Source organism: Salinicoccus siamensis (genome assembly GCF_042429615.1).
GTDB lineage: Bacteria > Bacillota > Bacilli > Staphylococcales > Salinicoccaceae > Salinicoccus > Salinicoccus siamensis.
Genome location: NZ_JBHMAH010000029.1, coordinates 136,291 through 157,627 on the forward strand (window position 1 = coordinate 136,291; position 21,337 = coordinate 157,627).

Here is a 21,337-nt window from a genome sequence, read left to right on the forward strand (position 1 = left end):
CGGCGGGTGATTTTTATCAACTAAGATCACTTTGTGGAACTTGCTTAATTCCACCATCTCTTTCCGCATCATTGCGGATGTAGGTAAGCGTCTTGCCGGTCACTCCGAACAGGATTGTCATAATCGGACTGAGCAGGCAGAAGAAGGCGAATGGCAGATATGAAAGTGTAGGGACACCCAGCACACTTGCAATGAAGACGCCGCACACGCTCCACGGTACAAGGGGATTGATGACGGTGCCTGCATCTTCTGCAACCCTTGAAAGGTTCTTGTTTTCAAGCCCCACTTTCTCATATTGCTTCTGGAACGTCTCGGTCGTCAGCAAAATGGATAAGTATTGTTCGCCGATCAGTATATTGATGCCGATAGCATTGAGGGCCGATCCGATGATGACTGATTTCACATCCTTCAGTGTTCTCTCCACTGATGCGAACAATCGGGGCACGATGCCCAGCTTAAAGAGCAATCCACCCATGCCGAGGGCGAGGAGGACAATGCCGATTGTGAAGAACATACTCTCCATGCCGCCACGGGTCAAAAGTTCATCGATCTCCGCCACGCCGGTTTCAGAAACAAAGCCGCCGAACAGAATATTGAATATCCCTGTAAGAGAAGGCGAGGTATGTAGAGTCGACAAGAGGAGCGCACTGACGATCCCGGCTGTGAGTGAAAGCAGTGCTGGCGCACGCAGCATTGAAAAGACAAGAAGAACAGCCAGTGGTACTGCTGCGTTATACCAGCTTATCAGACCAGTATCAAGTAAACCTTGCTGGTAGACTTCCATTTCACCAAAGTTGACAGAAGATATATCCGGAGATAATAAGGCGAACAGAATAAATGTAATCAGGAAAACTGGAATGGTGGTCCACATCATATTTTTAATGTGATCAAACAAATCCACTTCCAATATACCGGATGCCATATTAGTCGTGTCGGACAAAGGAGACATCTTGTCGCCGAAGAATGCTCCAGACACAATGGCCCCGGCCGTCATGGCTAAAGAAAGGTCCAATGCACTGGACACACCGATAAAAGCGACCCCGACGGTACCGACAGTCGTCAGAGAACTGCCGACACATATACCGATGATGGCGGTTACGATGAATACGATGGAAAGATAGAAATAAGGGGTCACCAATTCAAAACCGCCATATATAAGCGTTGGGATGGTACCGCTGTAGATCCATGAAGCAATGAGCATGCCTATCAGAAAGAAGATGAACACAGCTCCCATCCCTGACTTAGCACCTTCAGAAAGTCCTTCTTGAAGTTTCTGGTGGGGGACGCGTTTGACGGTTCCGTAGATGACGAGCAGTATGATAGAAAACATCAATGCCATGTGAGGGGTAGTTTCAAAATGGATGATGCTTGTGCTGATTATAATGATGATGCTGATGACTGTAATGAGTGCTTCCAGTAAAGATGGTGTCTGGGCAGGTTGAATGCGGAACATCTTTGAACCTCCTATATAATTGGACTATGCAATAGAAACATGTTAACAGGTTTTTTTATGAAAATCTCGATTCATTCCAATTACGTTTAATTAAGAATATTCCCAACATTGTGATATAATCCCCTAAACTGAACTCAACAATAGGGGGGATGACTTATGAAACTTTTAACGTTCTATAAGGAAGGCAGACTTCAGCCGGGAATCTTGACTGAAAAAGGCATCCTGGATATTTCAGGGGCATACCCCACGATGATCGAAGCGATTGAAAGGCATAAGGGACTCGATGATTTCCTTGATTTCGCCATGGAAGCAGAGACCAACTTCTTTATAGAATTGCATAAAACTAAACTTGGCCCCTCAATAGATTGCCCGGAAAAGATCATTTGTGTCGGGCTCAATTACCGGCAGCACGCTATTGAGTCAGGAATGGCGGTGCCAGATAACCCCATCCTCTTCAGCAAGTTCAGAAACAGCTTGTCCGGCGATAAAAACATTGTGAGAATCCCGTCAGAAGCCAAGCAGGTGGACTATGAAGCGGAGCTTGCCATAATAATCGGCAAGAAGGCCTGCAAGGTCAGTGAAGTCGAAGCTGAAGATGTAATATTCGGCTACAGTGCGGCGAACGACCTGTCGGAACGTTCGTTCCAATTTAGAACTTCGCAGTGGCTACTTGGCAAGAATTTGGACGGATTCTGTCCAATCGGTCCATACATCGTCACAAAAGATGAAATTGAAGACTCCGATAAACTCAGGATCAAGTGCACAGTAAACAATGAAGTGCGTCAGGACTCAAATACCAATGATATGATCTTCAAATGTAAAGCGCTTGTCAGTTATATCTCCCATCACATGACGCTTACACCGGGTGATGTCATATTGACCGGCACTCCTGAAGGGGTCGCAATGGGGCACGGGGGAGAAGTACAGCCATGGTTGAAGGCAGGCGACGAAGTGGTGGTGGAGATTGAACAGCTCGGCCGGCTGACAACATATATCCAAACAGAATAATGGATGTGTCACAGGAAGGTCTGGGTGTGATGTTTGATTTTTGGTGCAGGCATATGCATGATATGGGTATAACAGAACATAGGAGGCAGACATAATGAGAGTACTCGTCATAGGCGCCAACGGCCAAATTGGCCAGATGGTCGTCAGTCGACTGAAGGAAAAAGGACATGAGCCTGTAGCCATGCTGCGTAAAGAGGAGCAGGCACAAGCTTTTGAAGATGATGGCATCGACACGGTAATTGCAGATCTCGAAGAGGATTTTAGCCATGCTTTTGAAGATGTGAATGGAGTAATATTCACAGCAGGATCTGGTGCTTCGACTGGAGGCGATAAGACCATCCTGATTGATCAGGAAGGTGCAATTGAAGCCATTGACCTCGCAAAATCACATGAACTGGATCATTTTGTCATGGTCAGTGGTCTTGGTGTTGAAAATCCCCGCGGTGTAGAAGGTGAGATACGCCCCTACCTCCACGCCAAGCACCGGGCTGATGAACATCTGATCGATTCCGGAGTCCCCTACACGATACTTCGTCCAGGATTATTGAAGAATGGAGAAGGTAAGGGCACCGTCACTTTCTATGAATACAAAGGAGAAACCAAGTCCGGTGAAATCATCCGTGAGGATGTAGCTGATGTGCTGGTTAAAATAATCGGCTATCCACCAGAGGATAAGATCTATTATGTGGTTAAAGGAGAGACTTCAATCAGTCAGATTCTATAAATACATTGGCAGTCATCTGAGAGATCTCTCGGGTGACTTTTTTGAGGTGATGAATGTCTTAGGTTCTTAAGTATGGGGCTGGGTTTTGTGTATATTAAAAGAAACGATATAATATAGGGGAAGCATAGGAGGTTTCATCATGAAACAGTATATGATCGGGCTCGATATCGGCACAACTGCGGTAAAGGCTGTCTTATTCACCACTCGGGGTGAATACATAGATAAGGAGACCCAACACTACCCGCTGCATACACCGGATGTCTACACGGCAGAGCAGGATCCGGACGAGATTCTAATGAAATCCATGCGTGCGCTGAATGAACTGGTGGAACGGAATGGATGCGGTGACGAGATTGCCTTCGTTTCCTGTTCTGCTGCCATGCACAGTATAATCCTTCTGGATCATTCAGGTGAACGGCTGACGGATTGCATCACCTGGGCAGACCGGCGGAGTGAGGATACGGCGGAGAAATGGAATGGTGACAAAGGGCTTGCCATCTACAGGCGTACAGGCACCCCAATCCATCCCATGAGCCCGTTCATCAAGCTACTTCATTTTAAGGAGGAGACGCCTGAAATCTACAGTCAGATCGGCAAGGTCGTGGGCATCAAGGAATATGTGCTCCATCATTTGACGGGAATATACGAAGTCGATAAATCCATCGCCAGCAGCACAGGCATGATGGACCTTGAAACGTCGCAATGGGACAGTGAGGTGCTTGAACTGCTGGATCTGACACCAAAACAACTCCCGGATATCGTCAGTACAATCAAGGTGCATCAAAGTATCGGACGGAATCTTGGCCAGACTGGTCTGGCCAAGGATACGAAAATCATTCTCGGAGCGAGCGATGGTGTCCTCGCCAATCTCGGTGTCAATGCCATACAGGAGGGGGATGTGGCAATCACCATCGGTACCAGCGGGGCGATCCGCACAGTCATTACAGAACCCCGGACCGACCCCAAGATGCGGACCTTCTGCTACCATTTGGTGGGAGATCGCCATGTCATCGGCGGGCCGGTGAATAATGGCGGTGTCATCCTGAGGTGGATACGTGACGAACTGTGCCAAGAAGAGGTGGGACAAGCGGATGCCTATAATGAAGACCCTTATGAAGTCATGACGCGTGCAGCGGATAGTGTTTCACCGGGCAGTAACGGCCTCATCTTCCACCCTTACCTTGCAGGGGAGCGGGCCCCTTTATGGAATGCAAAAGCGGTCGGTTCCTTCTATGGATTGACTTTATCCCACGAGCGGAGCCATATGATCCGGGCAGCTCTGGAAGGTGTAATCTACAATCTCTACAGTGTATATCTGGCGCTTCGTGAACAGATGAATGAAGTGAAAAGCATCAAGGCGAGTGGAGGATTTGCACGCAGTGAAATGTGGAAGCAGTTGATGGCTGATGTATTCGGGGAGCAATTGACTGTACCGAAATCCTATGAATCAAGCGCTTTCGGTGCCTGTCTCCTTGGTCTTTACGCCCTTGGTGAAATACGTGATTTGAATGAAGTTGCAGACTTCGTCGGTGAAAGCGATGCATATATACCGGAAGAGAAGGTATACTTGAAGTATCAGGAAATCATGAGCGTATATATCGAGCTTGGTCGGGCACTCGAACCTTTCTACGATAGGATGGACGAAATCAGATAACGGAGGTGGAACGCATGGAACTGCATGAATTCTTCTCATATTATATGGAAGAAAATGAATTGGCTCGCGCCAACCTCATCAATGACGGAGTGTTCGTGACACTCGCTTCATTGGTTGACTTTAAAGTGGCGGAAATCAAATTGATGGACGGGGACGCCTCCATTACTGATATGGTGACGATGACCGAAATAGCCCTTATCCGACAGCTGATCGATATTGAGCCGCCAGAAGGGTTGCACCGGGTGATCTATAGGGTCGATGATTACCCTATACTCATCGATTTTCAATATATACTGGAGGCTGGCGAGGGGCACGGCGTCATTCATCATGACATTGTAGAGGCGCTCTATAAAGCATTAAAAGAAAATCACACTATACCCGCCCATCCGATGTATATCGACAAAGATGAACCCCTCGACCAGGATGATGTCGCAATGCTTGACCGCATCTACCGTGGACCAATCTACTGGTTATATGACAATATCACCTGGCGTCAGTTGCGCCGGATGCTGAAGCGTCTGAATGCAGAGCCTGATGACCATCAAAAAGAGGACTACCTGCGCCATTTGACATCTATCATAACCAACCCAAAATATCTTGAGGGCATCCTGCTCCAGCTGAATACGGCGGATTTTGAGCAGATCAAAGACAATGTCCAAAAGGGATTCAATGTATATGAGGCGAGCTCAAGGTGGTCGGATGCCCGGAACCTCGGTCTCCTCGTCAAAATCCATGCTGATCATTATGTCATGCATGAAGCTGTCAGATCAGCATTGGAGGAAGTATCATTTGAAGCAGTCGAAGCTCATCGGAGAAAATCTGGCTCGCCGGTTGGGCGCCCGCCTGGTGGCGATTTCAATGCCTATGTCCTCCATGCGCAGATTGAAGATATAGACTTTGAAATTTCCCGGGAAATCATCATGCCGGCAGGCAGCAACTGTTTCGAGCTGCATCTGGTCATCCAGAAGGCGATGGGATGGCGGCAGAAGCACGATGCTTTGTTCGAAGCGGGGACATTGACGTTAGATGCAACAGGAGAGCCGTTGGGAAGTGATGGGCGATTGCCGGCCAGCTATATTCAGCTCGATGCGATGTTTGCACATCATGAGACCATCCGTTACATCTATGGAAAAGATTATCGGGTGACGCTCGACATTGAAGCCAAGACCCATATCCATCGGCCGATACCGAAGGTCCAAAAGCATCATGGGCCCGCCCCGATAGAGAATATAGGTGGTGCAGCACACCTTGCAGACACTCTTGAAGTGCTGGCTTCGGCAGATCATCCTGATTATATAAGGACTTATGAAAAGGTGCGGGCGACCAACTACAGGGAACGGTATCCTGTAACGGCCATCAACAATCAGCTTGAAAAAATGTTCAGGAAGTCATATCCGATTACGGAGTACAACATAGATGAGATAGAGTGACGAGAGGAGTAGCTCATATGGGAAAACCAAAAGTCCGGAAGTTGTTTACAGGTAAAGTAAAGACCATGGGAGATCCAGACGCAGAAAATAAGTTCGATCGGGAATGGCAAAGTGCCATATTCAAGACAGAGCGGCATGAAAAAGTATATCTTACAGAAACTGGGTTTGACACGGATTCAGTGGCAGACAAGAGGAACCATGGGGGGCCAGAGAAGGCGGTCTTTGCCTACCCAGTCGTCCACTACGCTACGTGGCGCCACGAGCTGGGGGTCGATATCGAAGCAGGTGGCTTTGGTGAGAATTTCGCAATTACGGGAATGGATGAATCTTCCGTCTCGATAGGCGATACATACAAGGTGGGAGGTGCAGTCATCCAGGTTTCGCAACCGCGCCGTCCCTGCTGGAAACCGGCACGACGCTACAGGATTATCGACCTTGCTCTGCAGATTCAAAATACGGGGCGTACAGGGTGGTATTTCAGGGTGCTGCAGGAAGGGTATGTACAGCCCGGCGACACTTTGGAACTGATTGAGCAACCATCTCCCGAATGGACAATCAATGCATGCAACGAAGTCATGTATGACCAAGTGGATAATGTCGGTCTTGCCGAAAGTTTAAGTGCATGTGAACATCTTGCCCCAAATTGGAGGAAGACACTCCAGAAACGCCTTTTAGGTAAAGAGGGGAGCAGTACGAAGCGGGTATTCGGTCCGAACAAGTGATGAGCAGACGGGGGATTAATGGTGTTTGATTTCAGAAATTTTCAAGCATTCTTTTAAGTTGACTATAAATAATGCATAAATCTTTAAAAAAGTTTTCTAATGCGGTAGAATTCATATGGAAACGGTTTTAGTGCTTTAGGATTGGGGTGCCCATCACAAGTACTGAACCAATTAAATTAAGGGGGAAGTCATTCATGGTAGTACCATACAGTGCAGAACCAGCTACGGATTTTACGAAAGAAGAAAATAAAAAAGCATTTAAAGATGCTTTGGAGCAGGTGAAGAAGGATTTCGGCGTCAAACGCCCATTGATCATTGGTGGAGAGCATATCGAAACTGATGATCAGATCACTTCCTACAACCCTTCGAATAAGGAAGAAGTCATCGGTCATGTATCCAAAGCCACGACTGAACACATTGATTCAGCAATGGAAGCAGCAGAAAAAGCTTTCGAAACATGGAGCGAGTGGGATCCGAAAGATCGTGCGGAGCTGTTCATCAGAGTGGCTGCGATCATCCGTCGCCGCAAACATGAATTTTCTGCGTTGATGGTTTATGAAGCAGGGAAGCCATGGAATGAAGCTGATGGAGATACGAACGAAGGCATCGACTTCATAGAGTATTATGCCCGCTCGATGATGGAGTTGGCAGACGGTAAACCGACACTTGACCGTGAAGGCGAACACAACCATTATTTCTATCAGCCTATGGGTCCTGGTGTGACAATCTCACCTTGGAACTTCCCGTTCGCGATCATGACAGGGACAACTGCAGCACCAGTCATTGCAGGAAATACAGTACTGCTTAAACCTGCAGAAGACACACCATTGATTGCGTATAAATTGATGGAAGTGCTTGAGGAAGCGGGACTTCCAAAAGGTGTCGTAAACTTCGTTACAGGTGATCCGGCTGAAATTGGGGATTATATGGTCGATCACCATAAGACGCACTTCATCACATTTACAGGATCCAAAGCGACGGGTCTGCGCATCAACAAGCGCGCAGCCGAAGTACAGGAAGGACAGGATTTCCTGAAGAGAGTCATAACTGAAATGGGCGGTAAAGATACAATCATCGTCGATAAGGATGCAGACTTGGACTTGGCGGCGGATTCCATCGTCAATTCAGCATTCGGATTCTCCGGTCAAAAATGTTCTGCCGGTTCCCGCGCAGTCATCCACAAAGATGTATATGATGAAGTATTGGCTAAATCCATTGAACTGACAAAAGAATTGACTGTCGGCAACCCTGTAGATGAAACTTATATGGGGCCGGTGATCAACAAGAAGCAGTTCGACAAGATCAGCGAATATATCGAAACAGGCAAAAAAGAAGGTAAATTGGAAATCGGTGGAGAAACTGATGATTCCACTGGATACTTCATCAAGCCGACAATCTTCTCAGGTCTGGATCCAAAAGCCGTCATCATGCAAGAAGAGATTTTTGGACCAGTTGTAGCATTCGCTAAAGCAGAAGATTTCGATGAAATGCTTGAAATCGCCAACAATACTGAATACGGCCTTACAGGTGCAGTCATCACGAATACCCGTGAGAACTGGATTCTGGCATGCCGTAAATTCAATGTCGGAAACCTCTACCTCAACCGTGGCTGTACTGCAGCTGTCGTAGGATACCACCCATTCGGTGGATTCAAGATGTCCGGTACAGATCAGAAGACAGGTAGCCCTGACTATATGCTCAACTTCCTGGAGCAGAAAGTTGTATCAGAAATGTTCTAAACCAATATAAATGGTAAAACGGTGGATGACTTTCCAGTCATCAACCGTTTTTTTATCCGCTATTTTATTGCTGGCTTTCCTGCGTATGGGATTCTGCCTTGAGATGGCCATCTTCAAGCGTAAGTACGCGGTCTGCGTACTCGAAGATGCATGAATCATGCGTAATCAGTATGCCAATCATACCGCGGTCTTTAACGATATCCCGGAGCATTTCGACGACTTCTATGGCGCGTGCACCATCAAGGCTTGCCGTAGGTTCGTCGGCCAGGAGCATCTTGGGCTTGTTCATCAATGCCCGCATGATGGCAGCGCGTTGCCTCTCACCACCTGACAGCATGCCTGGGTAGCTGTTGAAACGATGGCTGAGGCCGATTTCTTCGAGCAATGCCTTACTGCGCTTACGGGCCTCTTTTTTATTAAGTCCATTTTGCTCTGCTACGAAGCTAAGCTGTGAGACGATATCCATATAGGGTATGAGATGGGAGGATTGGAATATGAATCCGATGTCCGAAAGACGCATCTGCGTCAGTTCCTTTTCGCTAAGATCCAAGTAATCGACATCGTCTAACTTGACCTCTCCATCGGTGTGGGACAATAGGCCACCGAGTATCGACAATAAGGTCGACTTGCCGGAACCTGATGCGCCGCTCAAGATGATCAGTTCACCGCTTGAGGCACTGAAGTCGATTCCTTTGAGCACGTCGGTTTTCGCATCTCCCGTGCCAAATGTTTTCTTCAATCCATGTACTTCCAATGTCATATCATTCACTTGAGATCGCCTCCAACGGATCTATTCTTATTACTCTGACCAGTGATAAACCAGCACCGATGAACGCTACCACCAGAAACAGTGCCGAGACCAGTGCCATCAGATTGGTGTTCAGATAAAATGGCATATCGATTGGAATGATCATACCGATTACAGAAATGCTGATCAGCGACAACACGACGCCAGTCAACGTAATCAGTATGACTTGAATCAGGATGGATACGGCCAATGTACGGGAAGATGTTCCGATTGCCTTCAATATGCCGAACTGGGAAGTCTTCTGGATGGTGATGACATAGAAGAAGGCCGCAAGTACGATTGCCGAGATGACGAACAGAAAGACAATCATCAAGTTGAGCGGCTGCTGTTCGGCCTGATAGCTTGGAACGGCATTTTTCAGTTCAGAAGCGGAAACCATTGCCACACCAGACGCGTCTTCAATCGTTTGACGTTCCGCTTCACTGCTGTCACCGATTATCAGTGCAGCAGTCCGGGAATCCAACTCGTTGATTGCTTCAGGTGTCATAAAAGCCATCGAGTTATGGGCAAACATGATGTCTTCGGCAAATCCGCTGACTTCGTATGTCTGTTCATCGGTTAATGTAACGTCATCTCCAACGCTGAACCCCTCTGCCTTCAATTTTTCATTCAGAAGAAGTTCGGATTGCGATTTCGGAAAACTTCCTTCCTTTACAGCTGGTTGTTTCGACTGGTCGGTTGCTGCAATGAGCAGACTGATTTCCGAGTCGCCTGACTCTATCTTCTGCATCGATAACTTCAGAGGAGTAGCGGATGTCGTCACCTCTACGGCATCAACTTGGTCTTCAGACAGTCTTGAGCGCATGAGGTCATTTTCCACGTCCTCTTCTATGACAAAGTATTCACTGTCCAAGGCTTCGATTCCTGAAATGTTTTCGCGTGCCAAGCCTTGTGCCAATGCGGAAACGAACAGTACCAAAAAAGCGAGTAGGAACAGTATGGCAGTCACCATGATGTACTTGAACTTATAGAATTTCAGTTCTTTTAAGGCTAATTTCATCTTAATTCAATGCTCCCTTTCGGTTTGTATTGACCATAGTCTATCAGGGCGATATAAACCGGATGTAACGGCAATATAAACAGAAAATAAACTTTTTAAGGAAGATGGAAATAAAAAATGAGCACCCTTTTAAGGGTGCTCATTTCTGTCATCAAGCTACATCATGCTGCTGAACCAGAGACCAAGCGCAGTTCCGATGTAATTGCCAAGGATATAGCCGAGTGTGCCGACGATGAGGATCGGCCCGACGAGCCGTGTCCAGCCGCGTGAAATGGCCATGGCAGCCGCTGTTGTAGGACCACCGATGTTGGCATTACTTGAGAGGATGATTTCCTCAAGATCGAATTTGAATAGTCTGCCGAACGAGAACGAGACTATCATATTGATGAAGACGATGATGGCGGCGAACAACAGGATGAGTGGCGCGTTTTCGATGATCAGCGGGATGGACGCCGGCACTCCGATAACGACGAAGAAGATATAGATCAGGAAAGTGCCGATTTCCTGGGCTCCATTGATGCGTTCAAAGTATTTCGGGATGAATGAGACGAGTAGCAGCGTCAATGTTGTCAACATCAGATAATCGTCTCCAATCATCGCCCTTAGGGCACTCAAGAAAATGTTCGCATCTTCGGGTATGAGGAAGCGGAACATTTCTGCGAGCTTGAACGAAACGGCGACGATGACGAATGAAGAACCGACAGCGAGAGCGATGTCATTCAGTGCGATTTCCTTACGCTTCCAATAGGAGGCGGATGTCGTCTTATCCCCTTCATCTTGTGCCTCTATCGCATCGATGTGGGGAGTATTATATTTTTGGCGGAAAAACCCGATTGCTGGAATCAGTATCAGTATGAAGAAGTAGACCGCCATCAGCAGATTATCTGCAACAACCGCTGAAGAGACCGTTTCGCCGGGCACATCGAACCGCGTCGCCAAGGCAGCGAAGTTCACACTGCCTCCCGTATAGGAACCTGAAATCATAGCAGCGATATGGGGGAGGCCTGGTATCAGATCCTTCAGCAGGATGAACGCAACGATGGAGCCGGCAACGGTGCCAATCGAGCTGAGCAGGAAGATCATCAGCAGACGGCCGCTTTCCTGCCAAATTTTACGTAAATTGGACTGGAAGAGCAGAAGCGGGATGGATAAAGGAACGACGTACGTCCACACCGAATCGTAGACAGGCGACTCGACGGGGATCAGTCCTGTGTTCGCCATCAGCATCGCTCCGACAAGCGCAATGATCGCACCTGACAGCTTCGAAGCCCATTCATAGTGCTGTTCCAGCCATATGCTGACAGCCGCCCAACCCACGAGAAACGCCCACAGCAGCCAAGTTTCGTCGGGTGATATCAAAGCATTAATAATACCAAACTCCTTTTTAGTGCCAGTCGTCCTGGAGACTGCATCAGCAACGCATTTTGGATGTATATAGCTGAAATTATATAATAAATGAAAGGTGATTTCTAATATGTAGGATATGGAAAAAGAAAAATCCTCCACCCGCTGAAGGTGGAGGAATCAATGGAGCCAAGGGGATTCGAACCCCTGACCTCTACACTGCCAGTGTAGCGCTCTCCCAACTGAGCTATGGCCCCGTTTGTGCTACAACAATATTCTATATGATAACGCCGTAATATACAAGCCCATTTGTTGTTGAAAAATCCATTTTCGATTTCTGGGAAAACAAGTGTCGGCTAAGGTCTACAGAATTCCAACTATTGAAAAAATATAGACATGTCTGACAATTGATTGTAGTATAGTTATGTAAAACTGTATACGGAGCTAAAGTGTGTTCTATAGTTCTCCTAGGGAGCAAATGCAATCGTCAGCACTGTCTATACAGGTCCTGCTAATAGAGAGGGATAAGATGCACAAAAGCCACGTATAAAATAAAACAGTTGTGGGGTGCATAGTATTATGGAAAAGAAGAAAGGGTTTTTCTCAAAACTGCTGGATATAATAGAAAGGGTCGGCAATAAGCTGCCTGATCCATTCATGCTGTTCATCGGACTGGCGGTCCTGATGATTTTCATTTCCTATGCCTTCAGTCTGGCAGGAGCCTCAGTCGTTCACCCTGGTACAGGGGAGGACACCCCAATCCGGAATCTGCTGTCCGGCGAAGGGCTCCAGTTTATTTTGACGTCAATGCTTGAAAACTTCACCGGATTTGCACCACTCGGCCTGGTTTTGGCAATGATGCTCGGTATCGGCCTTGCCGAGAAGGTTGGACTGCTCGATTATGCAATCCGCAAGACGATCTTGAAATCCCCACCATTCCTTCTTACATATACGGTGGTGTTTACAGGTATTTTGGGTAACTTAGCCTCTGATGCCGCAGTCGTCCTGATCCCGCCTCTTGGGGCCCTTGTATTCTATAAGGTCGGCAGACACCCGTTCGTAGGCCTTGCAGCCGGCTTTGCTGGAGCCGGAGCCGGATTTACCGCCAATCTGTTCATTGCCGGTACAGATGCCCTCCTTGCAGGGATTTCGACGGAAGCGGCGGCCATCATCAATGAAGATATTGTCGTTACAGCAGTGGATAACTGGTACTTCAACATAGTTTCCGTCTTCCTGTTGACCTTCGTAGGCGGATTGCTGACTTCAAAATTCGTTGAGCCGCGCCTCGGCAAATATGAAGGGGAGGCTCTGGAAGATGAAGATGCAGAAGAGCTTCCGAACGCAAAGAAAGGGTTTTTGGCTGCATTGATAGCCGGGCTTCTATATTTTGCGGTCATCCTCACTGTCGTCATGCTTCCAGACAGTCCATTAAGGGGCGAGGGTGGAAGCATAATCCCATCACCTCTGATTGACGGCATTGTTCCATTAATCTTAATATTCTTCATTGTCATTGGTACAGCTTTTGGTCTAATCACAAAAAAGATAAAATCCGGCAAGGACATCACTCATTACATGACGGAATCCATAAAGGATATGGCAGGCTACATCGTGCTGGTCTTTGCAATCGCCCAGTTCATCGCCTATTTCAACTGGTCGAACCTCGGCACGTGGGTGGCCGTCAATGGTGCTGAATTTTTGCGTGATATCGAGTTCACCGGTTTCGGATTGGTCGTCGGATATGTCATCTTCACCGGCCTGATGAACTTTCTCATCACTTCTGGTTCTGCCAAATGGGCCATTGAGGCACCGATTTTTGTCCCGATGTTCATGCAGCTCGGCTATGATCCGGCATTTACACAAGTCGCCTACCGCATCGCCGACTCGTCCGTCAACATCATCACACCGCTTTTCCCCTATATGGTCATAATCCTCGCCTTCATGCAGCGGTATGATAAAAATGCCAGCATTGGGACATACATCTCGTTAATGCTGCCCTATTCCATCACGTTCCTTGTGGTATGGGTCATTCTGCTTGCTGTGTTTTATTTCACAGGCATACCATATGGACCGGGGGTCAGCACATACCTGGAAAATAGGCCGTAATGAATATAGAGGGAGGAAAATGAAATGGAACAGCTCGAAGCACAACTGGTGAGGTGGCGTCGTGATTTCCACCGATACCCGGAACTTGGTTTTCTTGAGATGCGTACTGCCACTATTGTGGCGGAAACACTTGAAAGTCTGGGATTTGTAATTCAGATCGGGAATGAAGTCATGGATCCTGATTATTGCATGGGCAAACCCGGCTTTGAAGAAACCGCACGCCATCTGGAATGGGCCAGGGAGAATGGCGCAGTGCTCAAGTATCTTGATGCAGTTTCTGAAGGCTATACCGGTATCGTCGCAACATTAGACACTGGGAGGTCAGGGCCGACTGTGGCTTATCGGGTGGATATGGACGCACTGCCGATTACTGAGGCAACAACAAAAGACCATGTGCCCATGGCAAAAGATTTCAGATCGACTACACCTAACATGCATGCGTGCGGCCATGATGCCCACACAGCCATTGGCCTGGGGTTGGCCACAAAGATCATGCAGCAGAGAGACCAGTTCTCGGGTATCATCAAAATAATCTTCCAACCGGCTGAAGAAGGTACGCGAGGGGCGCGCTCCATGGTCGAAGCCGGTGTAGCCGATGGTGTCGATTACTTCATCGCCTCGCATATAGGGATGGATGTACCAGATGGGCATTTCATCGCTGCAAACGACGGCTTCCTGGCCACATCCAAGATGGATGTCACTTTTACGGGAATCGCCTCCCATGCCGGGAGCCGGCCTGAAGAGGGACGGAATGCCTTGTTGGCTGCGGCTAACGCCGCAACAAACCTCTATACGGTGCCACGGCATTCTGATGGTGCTACCCGGATCAATGTCGGCGAGCTGCATGCGGGCAGCGGCCGCAACATCATTGCCGATCATGCCGCCATGAAGATTGAGACGCGCGGCGAGACATCTGAAATAAACGATCATGTCAAAAGGCAGGCCCAGTCCATCATTGAAGGTGCGGCTAAGATGCATGGGGCAGAATACGATATCGAGCTCGTTGGAGAAGGGGAGAGCGCGGAATGTTCGCCTGAAATAGCCCAGGTCCTAAAAGAAGCTGCGGAGGCAGAGGGGCTTCACAGTGTAATGAAGAGCGACGCGAGTTCTGGATCTGAAGATGCGACCTTCTTCATCAATGCTGTCCAACAAAACGGCGGACAGGCCACCTACTGCATTTTCGGAACTGAGCTTGCGGCGGGCCACCATAATGAAGCGTTTGACATCAATGAAGGAAGCATGCTCCCTGCTGTAGAAGTTCTATATGAATCGGCTGTGGAACTCTCAGGACGATAAAGTGATCAAATAGCAATATATCTTTAGGGCTGAAGCATAAAAGTACCCTGTCGGGACGTTCCGGCAGGGTACTTTTTTACATGCCCACAAATAGCCATGCGAAGAGATAGATGATTGGGAAGGAGATTATTGTCCGCAACACAAAAATCATGAGGAGCTCCCAGACTGATACTGGTATTTTGGATTTGAGCAAGAGTGCACCCACTTCGGAAAAGTAGATGATCTGCGTCAGTGACATCACGGCAATCAGGAACTTGGTGAATGTACTTTCGATGCCGGAACCGATGACCGAAGGCAGGAACATGTCGGTAACGCCGATAATGAATGCAGGAGCGGCTGCGGCTGCTTCAGGCACATTAATCAGTGATAGGAAAAGCTGGACCGGGTAGCTCAACAGTTCAAATACAGGCGTATATTCAGCAACGATCAGAGCCATTGTTCCTATGGCGATGACGACCGGAATCAATCCTCCATATATATCGATGACATTGATGGTGCCGTCCCGCACGATGCTTTTGGCGCCATCACTTTCGTCCGCCCTTCTGTACGCCCGGGTGGTAGCTGTCTTGACCATGGTGTCTTCAAATCCGCGATCGTCAATCTGTTTGCCCGTCAACTCATAATAAGTATCTTCCCGGCGTGACAAAGGTGGTATCCTGACCATTATAAAGGCCGTAATGATGCAGGCGACCGCCATTGTGAAGTAGAATTGGAGGAAATACTCCTCGATGCCGATGAATGTCGCAATGACGAGGCTGAATGGTATGGACAGTACCGAGAAGTTCGTCGCGATGTTCAACGCTTCGCGTTTTGTATAGAAGCCATTCTCATACTGCTGTGTGGTGATCATGACACCAACCGGACTGCTGCCCATCCAGGATGCCAGCGCATCGATCGAGGAACGGCCCGGCACTTTATACAATGGACGTATTACAGGTTCCAAAAATGTGCCGACAAACTCCATCAGCCCGAAGTTCATCAATAAAGGCATGAGGAAGGCGGCCAAAAGAAGCCAAGTGGCGAGTATCGGCACCAGATTGAACATCATCGTACCACCTGTCAGTTCACTGGTGATTGCTCCGGGGCCAAATCCGGTCACCGTCATGATGGCAAAAAGTGTACCGATGACGCGCAACATGAACCATAGCCAGCTGAGGACGAAGATATCCTTCAGTTTGGGTGAGTTTCTGAAACTGTTGCGGTTGATCAAGGTGGCGTAGAACGTTATCAACAAGAAGAGGGTCATGATGACCGTCAGGATGCCCGCAATTTTCCCTTCGAGCCCGGTCAATATGTAATCTGCAAAAATACCAAGTATGATGGTCCACTGGTCGTTGACATAGACGGGTACAATGAATAATAGTAGGGCAAGAGTGGATACCGTCCACGTTTTTACTTTAGTCTGAGTTGAAAAATTCATGAGATATCCCCTTATGTATAAATTGATAGCGCCTCCAATGATAATTTAAATTGTCGAAAATGTCCATATATTCTGTTATAATATATAGGTGAATATTTTTGAAAGAGGGATAGCATGCCACAGGCGAATAAGCATATGAAGCATATAGAAGTGCCCGGTACGAGGCAGTTTGCAAACAGGGTGGATGAATTTCCAGATGCAGTCGATCTGACACTCGGCCAATCGGATTTCAGTACACCGGAATCCGTCAAGGAAGCGGCCATCGAAGCAATCAAAAATAAGGAAATGAGGTATTCCCATAATACGGGGCTGCTTGAACTGCGGGAAGTGATAAGCAGCTATTACAAGGAGAAGTATGGCGGAGAATATGATCCGCATGGTGAAGTGCTGGTCACTGTCGGCGGCAGTGAGGGCATTGATGCCATATTGCGTGCCATACTGGACCCGGGGGATGAGGTGCTGGTCCCTGCCCCGACCTACCTTGGCTATGAACCGATCATCGAATTGAGCGGTGGGGTGACGAAGTTCATCGATACGACGAAAGATGGCTATATTGCCACGCCGGAAGCGATAGAGGCGAATATCACCAAACGGACGAAAGCTGTCATCCTGAACTATCCAACCAACCCGACGGGTGTTACCTATACAAAAGAACAGGTCGACCGCTTGGCGGAGATGTTCAAGCAACATGATATATTCGTCATCACCGACGAAATCTATGCTGAAAATACATTGGAAGGCGAGCATGCCAGCATGGCAGCCTATCCGGACATCAAGGACAGGGTGTTGGTCGTCAACGGACTCAGCAAATCCCACGCGATGACAGGATGGAGGATCGGGTATGTCGTCGGCCATCGTGACATCATGGAAGAGGTCATCACCGTGCATCTCTACAATACGATCTGTGCGGCGATACCGAGCCAATACGCCGCGATAGAAGCCCTGCGCAATCAGCGGCATGTACCGGCGGAAATGAATGAAGCCTATATTAGGAGACGGGATTATATCTACGGGAGGCTCGTTGATATGGGGCTTGAGGTATCGAAGCCGACCGGTGCGTTCTACATCTTCCCGTCCGTCAGCAAATATGATGAGGATTCCTTCAGGTTTGCAACAGATCTGCTCGAAACGGTACAGCTGGCAGTGGTCCCAGGTCGTTCATTCTCCGAATTCGGGGAAGGCCATATCCGTTTGTCATTCGCCTGCAGCATGGAGGAATTGACCGAAGCGGCAGATAGACTGGAAAAATACATTAAAATGCGTGAAGCACGATAAAGAGCAGCCCGCCTACCGGACGATCATCCGGTAGACGGGCTGTTTTATTGGCGCGGCTCTTTGAGCAGGAACGTCAGACTTAAACCGAATATTGCCAAGGCTGCCATCACAGCCAGGGCATAGGAAGTGCCCAAATATGTCCCTTCATTATAAGGCGCGTCCACCACAGACACCGTGATGCTGATGATCGAAGTCAATATGATGATGCCAAACGCCATGGCAAATTGGCGCACCGTATTGACGATTGCCGAGCCGTGCGGAATATCTCTCCCGCCGAGTTCCGACATGCTCACTGTCACAAGTGGCATAAGTGTAAGGCCAAAGCCGGCCATGAACAGGCAGAAATGAGCCATGATCCAGTAGGGCGAATCCATCATGCTGACAGTGTTAAGCAGTATGAGGGAGATCGCCGTGAACGAAAACCCGATCATCGCGATACGCTTACCGCCGTAGCGGTCATAGAGGTTGCCCGAAATGAAAGTCATGACAGACAGGATGACCGTCCCCGGCACGAGCAGGAACCCGGACAGGAATGCACTGGTGCCGAGTGCATCTTGGGCAAACATGGGCAGGATCGTCTCGGTAGACAACAGCAACATCATATTGATGAATATCAGGATGATGGCGAGCGTGAATGTCCTGTTCCGGAACAACTCCAAGTTCATTACCGGCGTGGCGATCTTAAATTGTCGGCTGCTGAAGAATAGTATGCCCAAAATACCTATAAGCATGGGGATAAGCGACAATGGGCCCAGGAATCCGTAGACACTGATATTGCTTAAACCATATATGAAGGAAGAAAAACCGATGGCGGATAAGATCACCGAACGGATGTCAAGCTTTGACTTGTTCTGTTCGAGCACGTCCTTCATCAGAAGCAGTGCGAGTATGAAAGTGATGGCGATGAAGGGCAGAAGCACCCAGTGTAGGGAGCGCCAATCCAGATAGTCGATGATGATGCCTGAGATCGATGGGGCGGAAGCGGGAGCGATGTTGGTCACGGCTCCGAGCAATCCCATGGCGAACCCCCGTCTATTGTAAGGGAAGACGATGAGCAGGATCGTCTGGATCAATGGTAGGATGATGCCTGCGCTGATTGCCTGGATCACCCGGGACGCAATCAGAACACCAAAAGTCGGCGACCAGCCACCGACAGCCGTTCCCAAAAGCAAGCAGCTGAGCGAGAATATGACGAGCGTCTTCGACGAAAAGTTGGTCGACAGGTAACCTGACATCGGAATGAAGATGATGGTCGTGAGGATGAAGGCGTTAGTCAGCCACTGGACCTCGGTTGCGTTGATGTTGAACTCTTCCATTATCGTCGGGAAAGCCGTAATCAATAGAAATTGGTTGAAGGTAAGCAGAAATGCTGCTGAGATGACCACTGCAACGACGCCCTTACTCTGTATCTTATCTTCTGCCACGCAGGTCACCCCATTACCACTAAGTTTTGTATTCATTGTGGCACAGAGGGGGATAAGGGTCAAAACAGAGTGGCGATATCCACGCGCCATGGCGAACAGGAAAATGCAGTTTTACGATGTAAATTGTAAATAATGTGGAATGTTGTGTCTGTTGATGCTACAATTATAAAAGAAAGCGCTTTCTAAAATGATCAGGGGGTTTTAAAATGTCCAAGAAGATTTTTGAAATTGACCTATCGAAGAAAATGCATGAACAGAAGCATCCCGGCCACAATCGATGGCATCCGGATATCCCGGCAGCCTTCTCAGTTGATCCTGGTGAATCTTTCAAGATGGAGTGCCTGGATTGGACGGATGGCCAGATCAGCAACAATGACGACCCTTCGGATATTGAGAAGGTAAATTTGAAGCGTGTGCATGTATTGAGCGGCCCAGTGTACGTCAATGGAGTGGAACCTGGTGATCTGCTTGTTGTCGATATTTTGGATATTGGGACGTTCAACAGTCATGAATGGGGATTCAACGGCATATTCGCTAAAGAAAACGGGGGAAGTTTCCTGGCCGAGCATTATCCTGAGGCGGCAAAGTCCATATGGGATTTTGAAGGCATCTATGCGACATCGCGGCACGTGCCGAACGTCAAATTTGCAGGCATCATCCATCCCGGTCTGATCGGCGTAGCGCCCTCACAGGAGCTGCTGGATGAATGGAACAGACGCGAACAGAAGCTCGTTGATAAAGATCCTAAACGTGTGCCACCGCTTGCCAACCTTCCCGATGCCGATTCGACCGTCCTCGGTACATTGAAGGGGGAAGATTATGATCGTGTGGCCAAAGAAGGGGCGAGAACGGTGCCGCCGAGGGAAAATGGCGGGAACTGTGACATCAAAAATCTTTCCAAAGGGTCCAGGGTCTATTTTCCGGTATTTGTAGAAGGCGCCAAACTATCTGTAGGCGACCTGCATTTTTCCCAGGGTGATGGCGAAATCACCTTCTGTGGAGGCATCGAGATGCCCGGGTGGATTGAACTTAAGGTCGATGTCATCAAAGGCGGCATGAAAAAGCATAATATCGAAAAGAACCCTGCGTTCCAACCTGGTCCAGTGATGCCGCACTACAATGAATATCTTGTATTCCAAGGCATTTCAGTCAATGAATTCAACGGGACACAGGAATATCTGGATGCGAATACCGCCTATCGCAACGCATGCCTGAATGCGATCGAATATTTGAAGACATTGGGCTTTACCGGCGAACAGGCCTATATGCTGCTTGGCTCCGCTCCCGTCCAAGGCCATGTTGCAGGCATTGTGGACATTCCGAACGCCTGTTGTACATTGTCGCTTCCAAAAGAAATATTCGATCAGAGCATCATTCCGGAGCTCGACTGATGCCAAGATATACATTCGAATGCAGGACATGCGGCAGCTATGAAACATGGAAGCGGAGCACAGAAGATCTTGCGGGCGATCAGTGTCCTGAGTGTGGGTCCGAAAGTAAAAGGGTGTTCCAAGTATTCAGAACAAGTTACCTCGACGCTAAAGTGACAAGGCATATCGAGCAGGGTATGACGCCAAAAGTTGTAAAGAAGACAGAACTACCGCAACGCAATAAAAGACAGGGAGAGAGGAATCCGAGGCCTTGGATGATGTGAAGCAATATATATGAGATAGGAGAGTATAGTAGATAAAAAGGAGAAGACTCTTAAGCTTCTCCTTTTTATCTGAAAATATAAGAGCAACAGCACAGACTTAAAAGTACTACTAGGAAGTCGGATAGTATCGCTTACAATATTTTTAAGTAACAACACAAAATTTCTAATCTCCACCTTGATGTTTTGTTAACATCCCCTCTCTTTTAGGTATCAGTGATGAAATGGTGCAGTCCCATGTATCCACGCTGCTCGCGGCCACGGCAGAGATTAAACAAGGCTTTGA

General features: G+C 48.2%; 17 protein-coding genes and 1 tRNA gene. 11 read left to right on the forward strand and 7 right to left on the reverse strand.

The features are described 5' to 3' along the window. Positions 1 to 16: 16 nt before the first annotated feature. The gene (gene nhaC, locus ACFFLE_RS09160) at positions 17 to 1,453 is read right to left on the reverse strand and encodes a Na+/H+ antiporter NhaC (RefSeq protein WP_380570802.1); all 1,437 of its coding nucleotides are present in this window, start codon (positions 1,451 to 1,453) and stop codon (positions 17 to 19) included. 156 nt (positions 1,454 to 1,609) lie between these two features. Here nhaC and ACFFLE_RS09165 point away from each other — a divergent pair, with 156 nt between their 5' ends. The 6 genes from ACFFLE_RS09165 (at position 1,610) to pruA (ending at position 8,730) form a co-directional block, all read left to right on the forward strand. Further along, positions 1,610 to 2,461: a fumarylacetoacetate hydrolase family protein gene (locus ACFFLE_RS09165; RefSeq protein ID WP_380570803.1), complete on the forward strand. Its 852-nt coding sequence runs from the start codon at positions 1,610 to 1,612 to the stop codon at positions 2,459 to 2,461. Between the two features lie 94 nt (positions 2,462 to 2,555). Continuing rightward, complete coding sequence (locus tag ACFFLE_RS09170) at positions 2,556 to 3,185, forward strand: SDR family oxidoreductase (protein WP_380570804.1); 630 nt, start codon at positions 2,556 to 2,558, stop codon at positions 3,183 to 3,185. A 139-nt stretch (positions 3,186 to 3,324) separates the two neighbouring features. Beyond that, on the forward strand, positions 3,325 to 4,839 hold the full coding sequence (gene gntK, locus ACFFLE_RS09175) for a gluconokinase (protein WP_380570805.1): 1,515 nt from the start codon (positions 3,325 to 3,327) through the stop codon (positions 4,837 to 4,839). A gap of 14 nt (positions 4,840 to 4,853) precedes the next feature. After that, positions 4,854 to 6,269 (forward strand): IS1096 element passenger TnpR family protein, encoded by a 1,416-nt coding sequence (locus ACFFLE_RS09180; protein WP_380570806.1) that lies wholly within the window; start codon positions 4,854 to 4,856, stop codon positions 6,267 to 6,269. Positions 6,270 to 6,286: 17 nt separating this feature from the next. Then, the gene (locus tag ACFFLE_RS09185; protein WP_380570807.1) at positions 6,287 to 6,991 is read left to right on the forward strand and encodes an MOSC domain-containing protein; all 705 of its coding nucleotides are present in this window, start codon (positions 6,287 to 6,289) and stop codon (positions 6,989 to 6,991) included. Positions 6,992 to 7,185: 194 nt separating this feature from the next. Then, positions 7,186 to 8,730, forward strand: coding sequence for an L-glutamate gamma-semialdehyde dehydrogenase (pruA, locus tag ACFFLE_RS09190; RefSeq protein WP_380570808.1), 1,545 nt, complete (start codon positions 7,186 to 7,188; stop codon positions 8,728 to 8,730). 64 nt (positions 8,731 to 8,794) lie between these two features. Here the strand turns inward: pruA and ACFFLE_RS09195 are convergent, their stop codons facing one another. The 4 genes from ACFFLE_RS09195 to ACFFLE_RS09210 all read right to left on the reverse strand — a co-directional run bounded on the left by ACFFLE_RS09195 (position 8,795) and on the right by ACFFLE_RS09210 (position 12,139). Continuing rightward, positions 8,795 to 9,490, reverse strand: coding sequence for an ABC transporter ATP-binding protein (locus ACFFLE_RS09195; RefSeq protein ID WP_380570842.1), 696 nt, complete (start codon positions 9,488 to 9,490; stop codon positions 8,795 to 8,797). Between the two features lies 1 nt (position 9,491). Next, the gene (locus ACFFLE_RS09200; RefSeq protein WP_380570809.1) at positions 9,492 to 10,538 is read right to left on the reverse strand and encodes an ABC transporter permease; all 1,047 of its coding nucleotides are present in this window, start codon (positions 10,536 to 10,538) and stop codon (positions 9,492 to 9,494) included. A 156-nt stretch (positions 10,539 to 10,694) separates the two neighbouring features. After that, a complete protein-coding gene (locus ACFFLE_RS09205) occupies positions 10,695 to 11,909 on the reverse strand; it encodes a DUF819 family protein (RefSeq protein WP_380570843.1) in 1,215 nt (404 codons plus the stop codon). Between the two features lie 157 nt (positions 11,910 to 12,066). Further along, positions 12,067 to 12,139 (reverse strand) — tRNA-Ala (locus ACFFLE_RS09210). 322 nt (positions 12,140 to 12,461) lie between these two features. Between ACFFLE_RS09210 and ACFFLE_RS09215 the strand changes: the two genes are divergently transcribed. Together ACFFLE_RS09215 and ACFFLE_RS09220 are read left to right on the forward strand one after the other, a co-directional pair. Next, positions 12,462 to 13,985 carry an AbgT family transporter gene (locus ACFFLE_RS09215; RefSeq protein ID WP_380570810.1) on the forward strand — a complete coding sequence of 508 codons (1,524 nt, stop codon included), beginning with the start codon at positions 12,462 to 12,464 and terminating at the stop codon, positions 13,983 to 13,985. 24 nt (positions 13,986 to 14,009) lie between these two features. Beyond that, positions 14,010 to 15,281 carry an amidohydrolase gene (locus ACFFLE_RS09220; RefSeq protein ID WP_380570811.1) on the forward strand — a complete coding sequence of 424 codons (1,272 nt, stop codon included), beginning with the start codon at positions 14,010 to 14,012 and terminating at the stop codon, positions 15,279 to 15,281. Between the two features lie 76 nt (positions 15,282 to 15,357). On the opposite strand, the gene ACFFLE_RS09225 is transcribed toward ACFFLE_RS09220, so the two are convergent. Continuing rightward, the gene (locus ACFFLE_RS09225; RefSeq protein ID WP_380570812.1) at positions 15,358 to 16,701 is read right to left on the reverse strand and encodes a YjiH family protein; all 1,344 of its coding nucleotides are present in this window, start codon (positions 16,699 to 16,701) and stop codon (positions 15,358 to 15,360) included. Positions 16,702 to 16,815: 114 nt separating this feature from the next. Between ACFFLE_RS09225 and ACFFLE_RS09230 the strand changes: the two genes are divergently transcribed. Continuing rightward, positions 16,816 to 17,976 (forward strand): aminotransferase class I/II-fold pyridoxal phosphate-dependent enzyme, encoded by a 1,161-nt coding sequence (locus tag ACFFLE_RS09230; RefSeq protein ID WP_380570813.1) that lies wholly within the window; start codon positions 16,816 to 16,818, stop codon positions 17,974 to 17,976. 44 nt (positions 17,977 to 18,020) lie between these two features. Here the strand turns inward: ACFFLE_RS09230 and ACFFLE_RS09235 are convergent, their stop codons facing one another. Continuing rightward, the gene (locus ACFFLE_RS09235; RefSeq protein ID WP_380570814.1) at positions 18,021 to 19,400 is read right to left on the reverse strand and encodes an MFS transporter; all 1,380 of its coding nucleotides are present in this window, start codon (positions 19,398 to 19,400) and stop codon (positions 18,021 to 18,023) included. Between the two features lie 206 nt (positions 19,401 to 19,606). Here ACFFLE_RS09235 and fmdA point away from each other — a divergent pair, with 206 nt between their 5' ends. Together fmdA and ACFFLE_RS09245 are read left to right on the forward strand one after the other, a co-directional pair. Further along, on the forward strand, positions 19,607 to 20,791 hold the full coding sequence (gene fmdA / locus ACFFLE_RS09240; RefSeq protein WP_380570815.1) for a formamidase: 1,185 nt from the start codon (positions 19,607 to 19,609) through the stop codon (positions 20,789 to 20,791). Beyond that, positions 20,791 to 21,054 (forward strand): FmdB family zinc ribbon protein, encoded by a 264-nt coding sequence (locus tag ACFFLE_RS09245; protein WP_344704336.1) that lies wholly within the window; start codon positions 20,791 to 20,793, stop codon positions 21,052 to 21,054. The genes fmdA and ACFFLE_RS09245 overlap by 1 nt, the downstream gene beginning before the upstream one ends. The last annotated feature ends 283 nt before the right edge of the window (positions 21,055 to 21,337 follow it).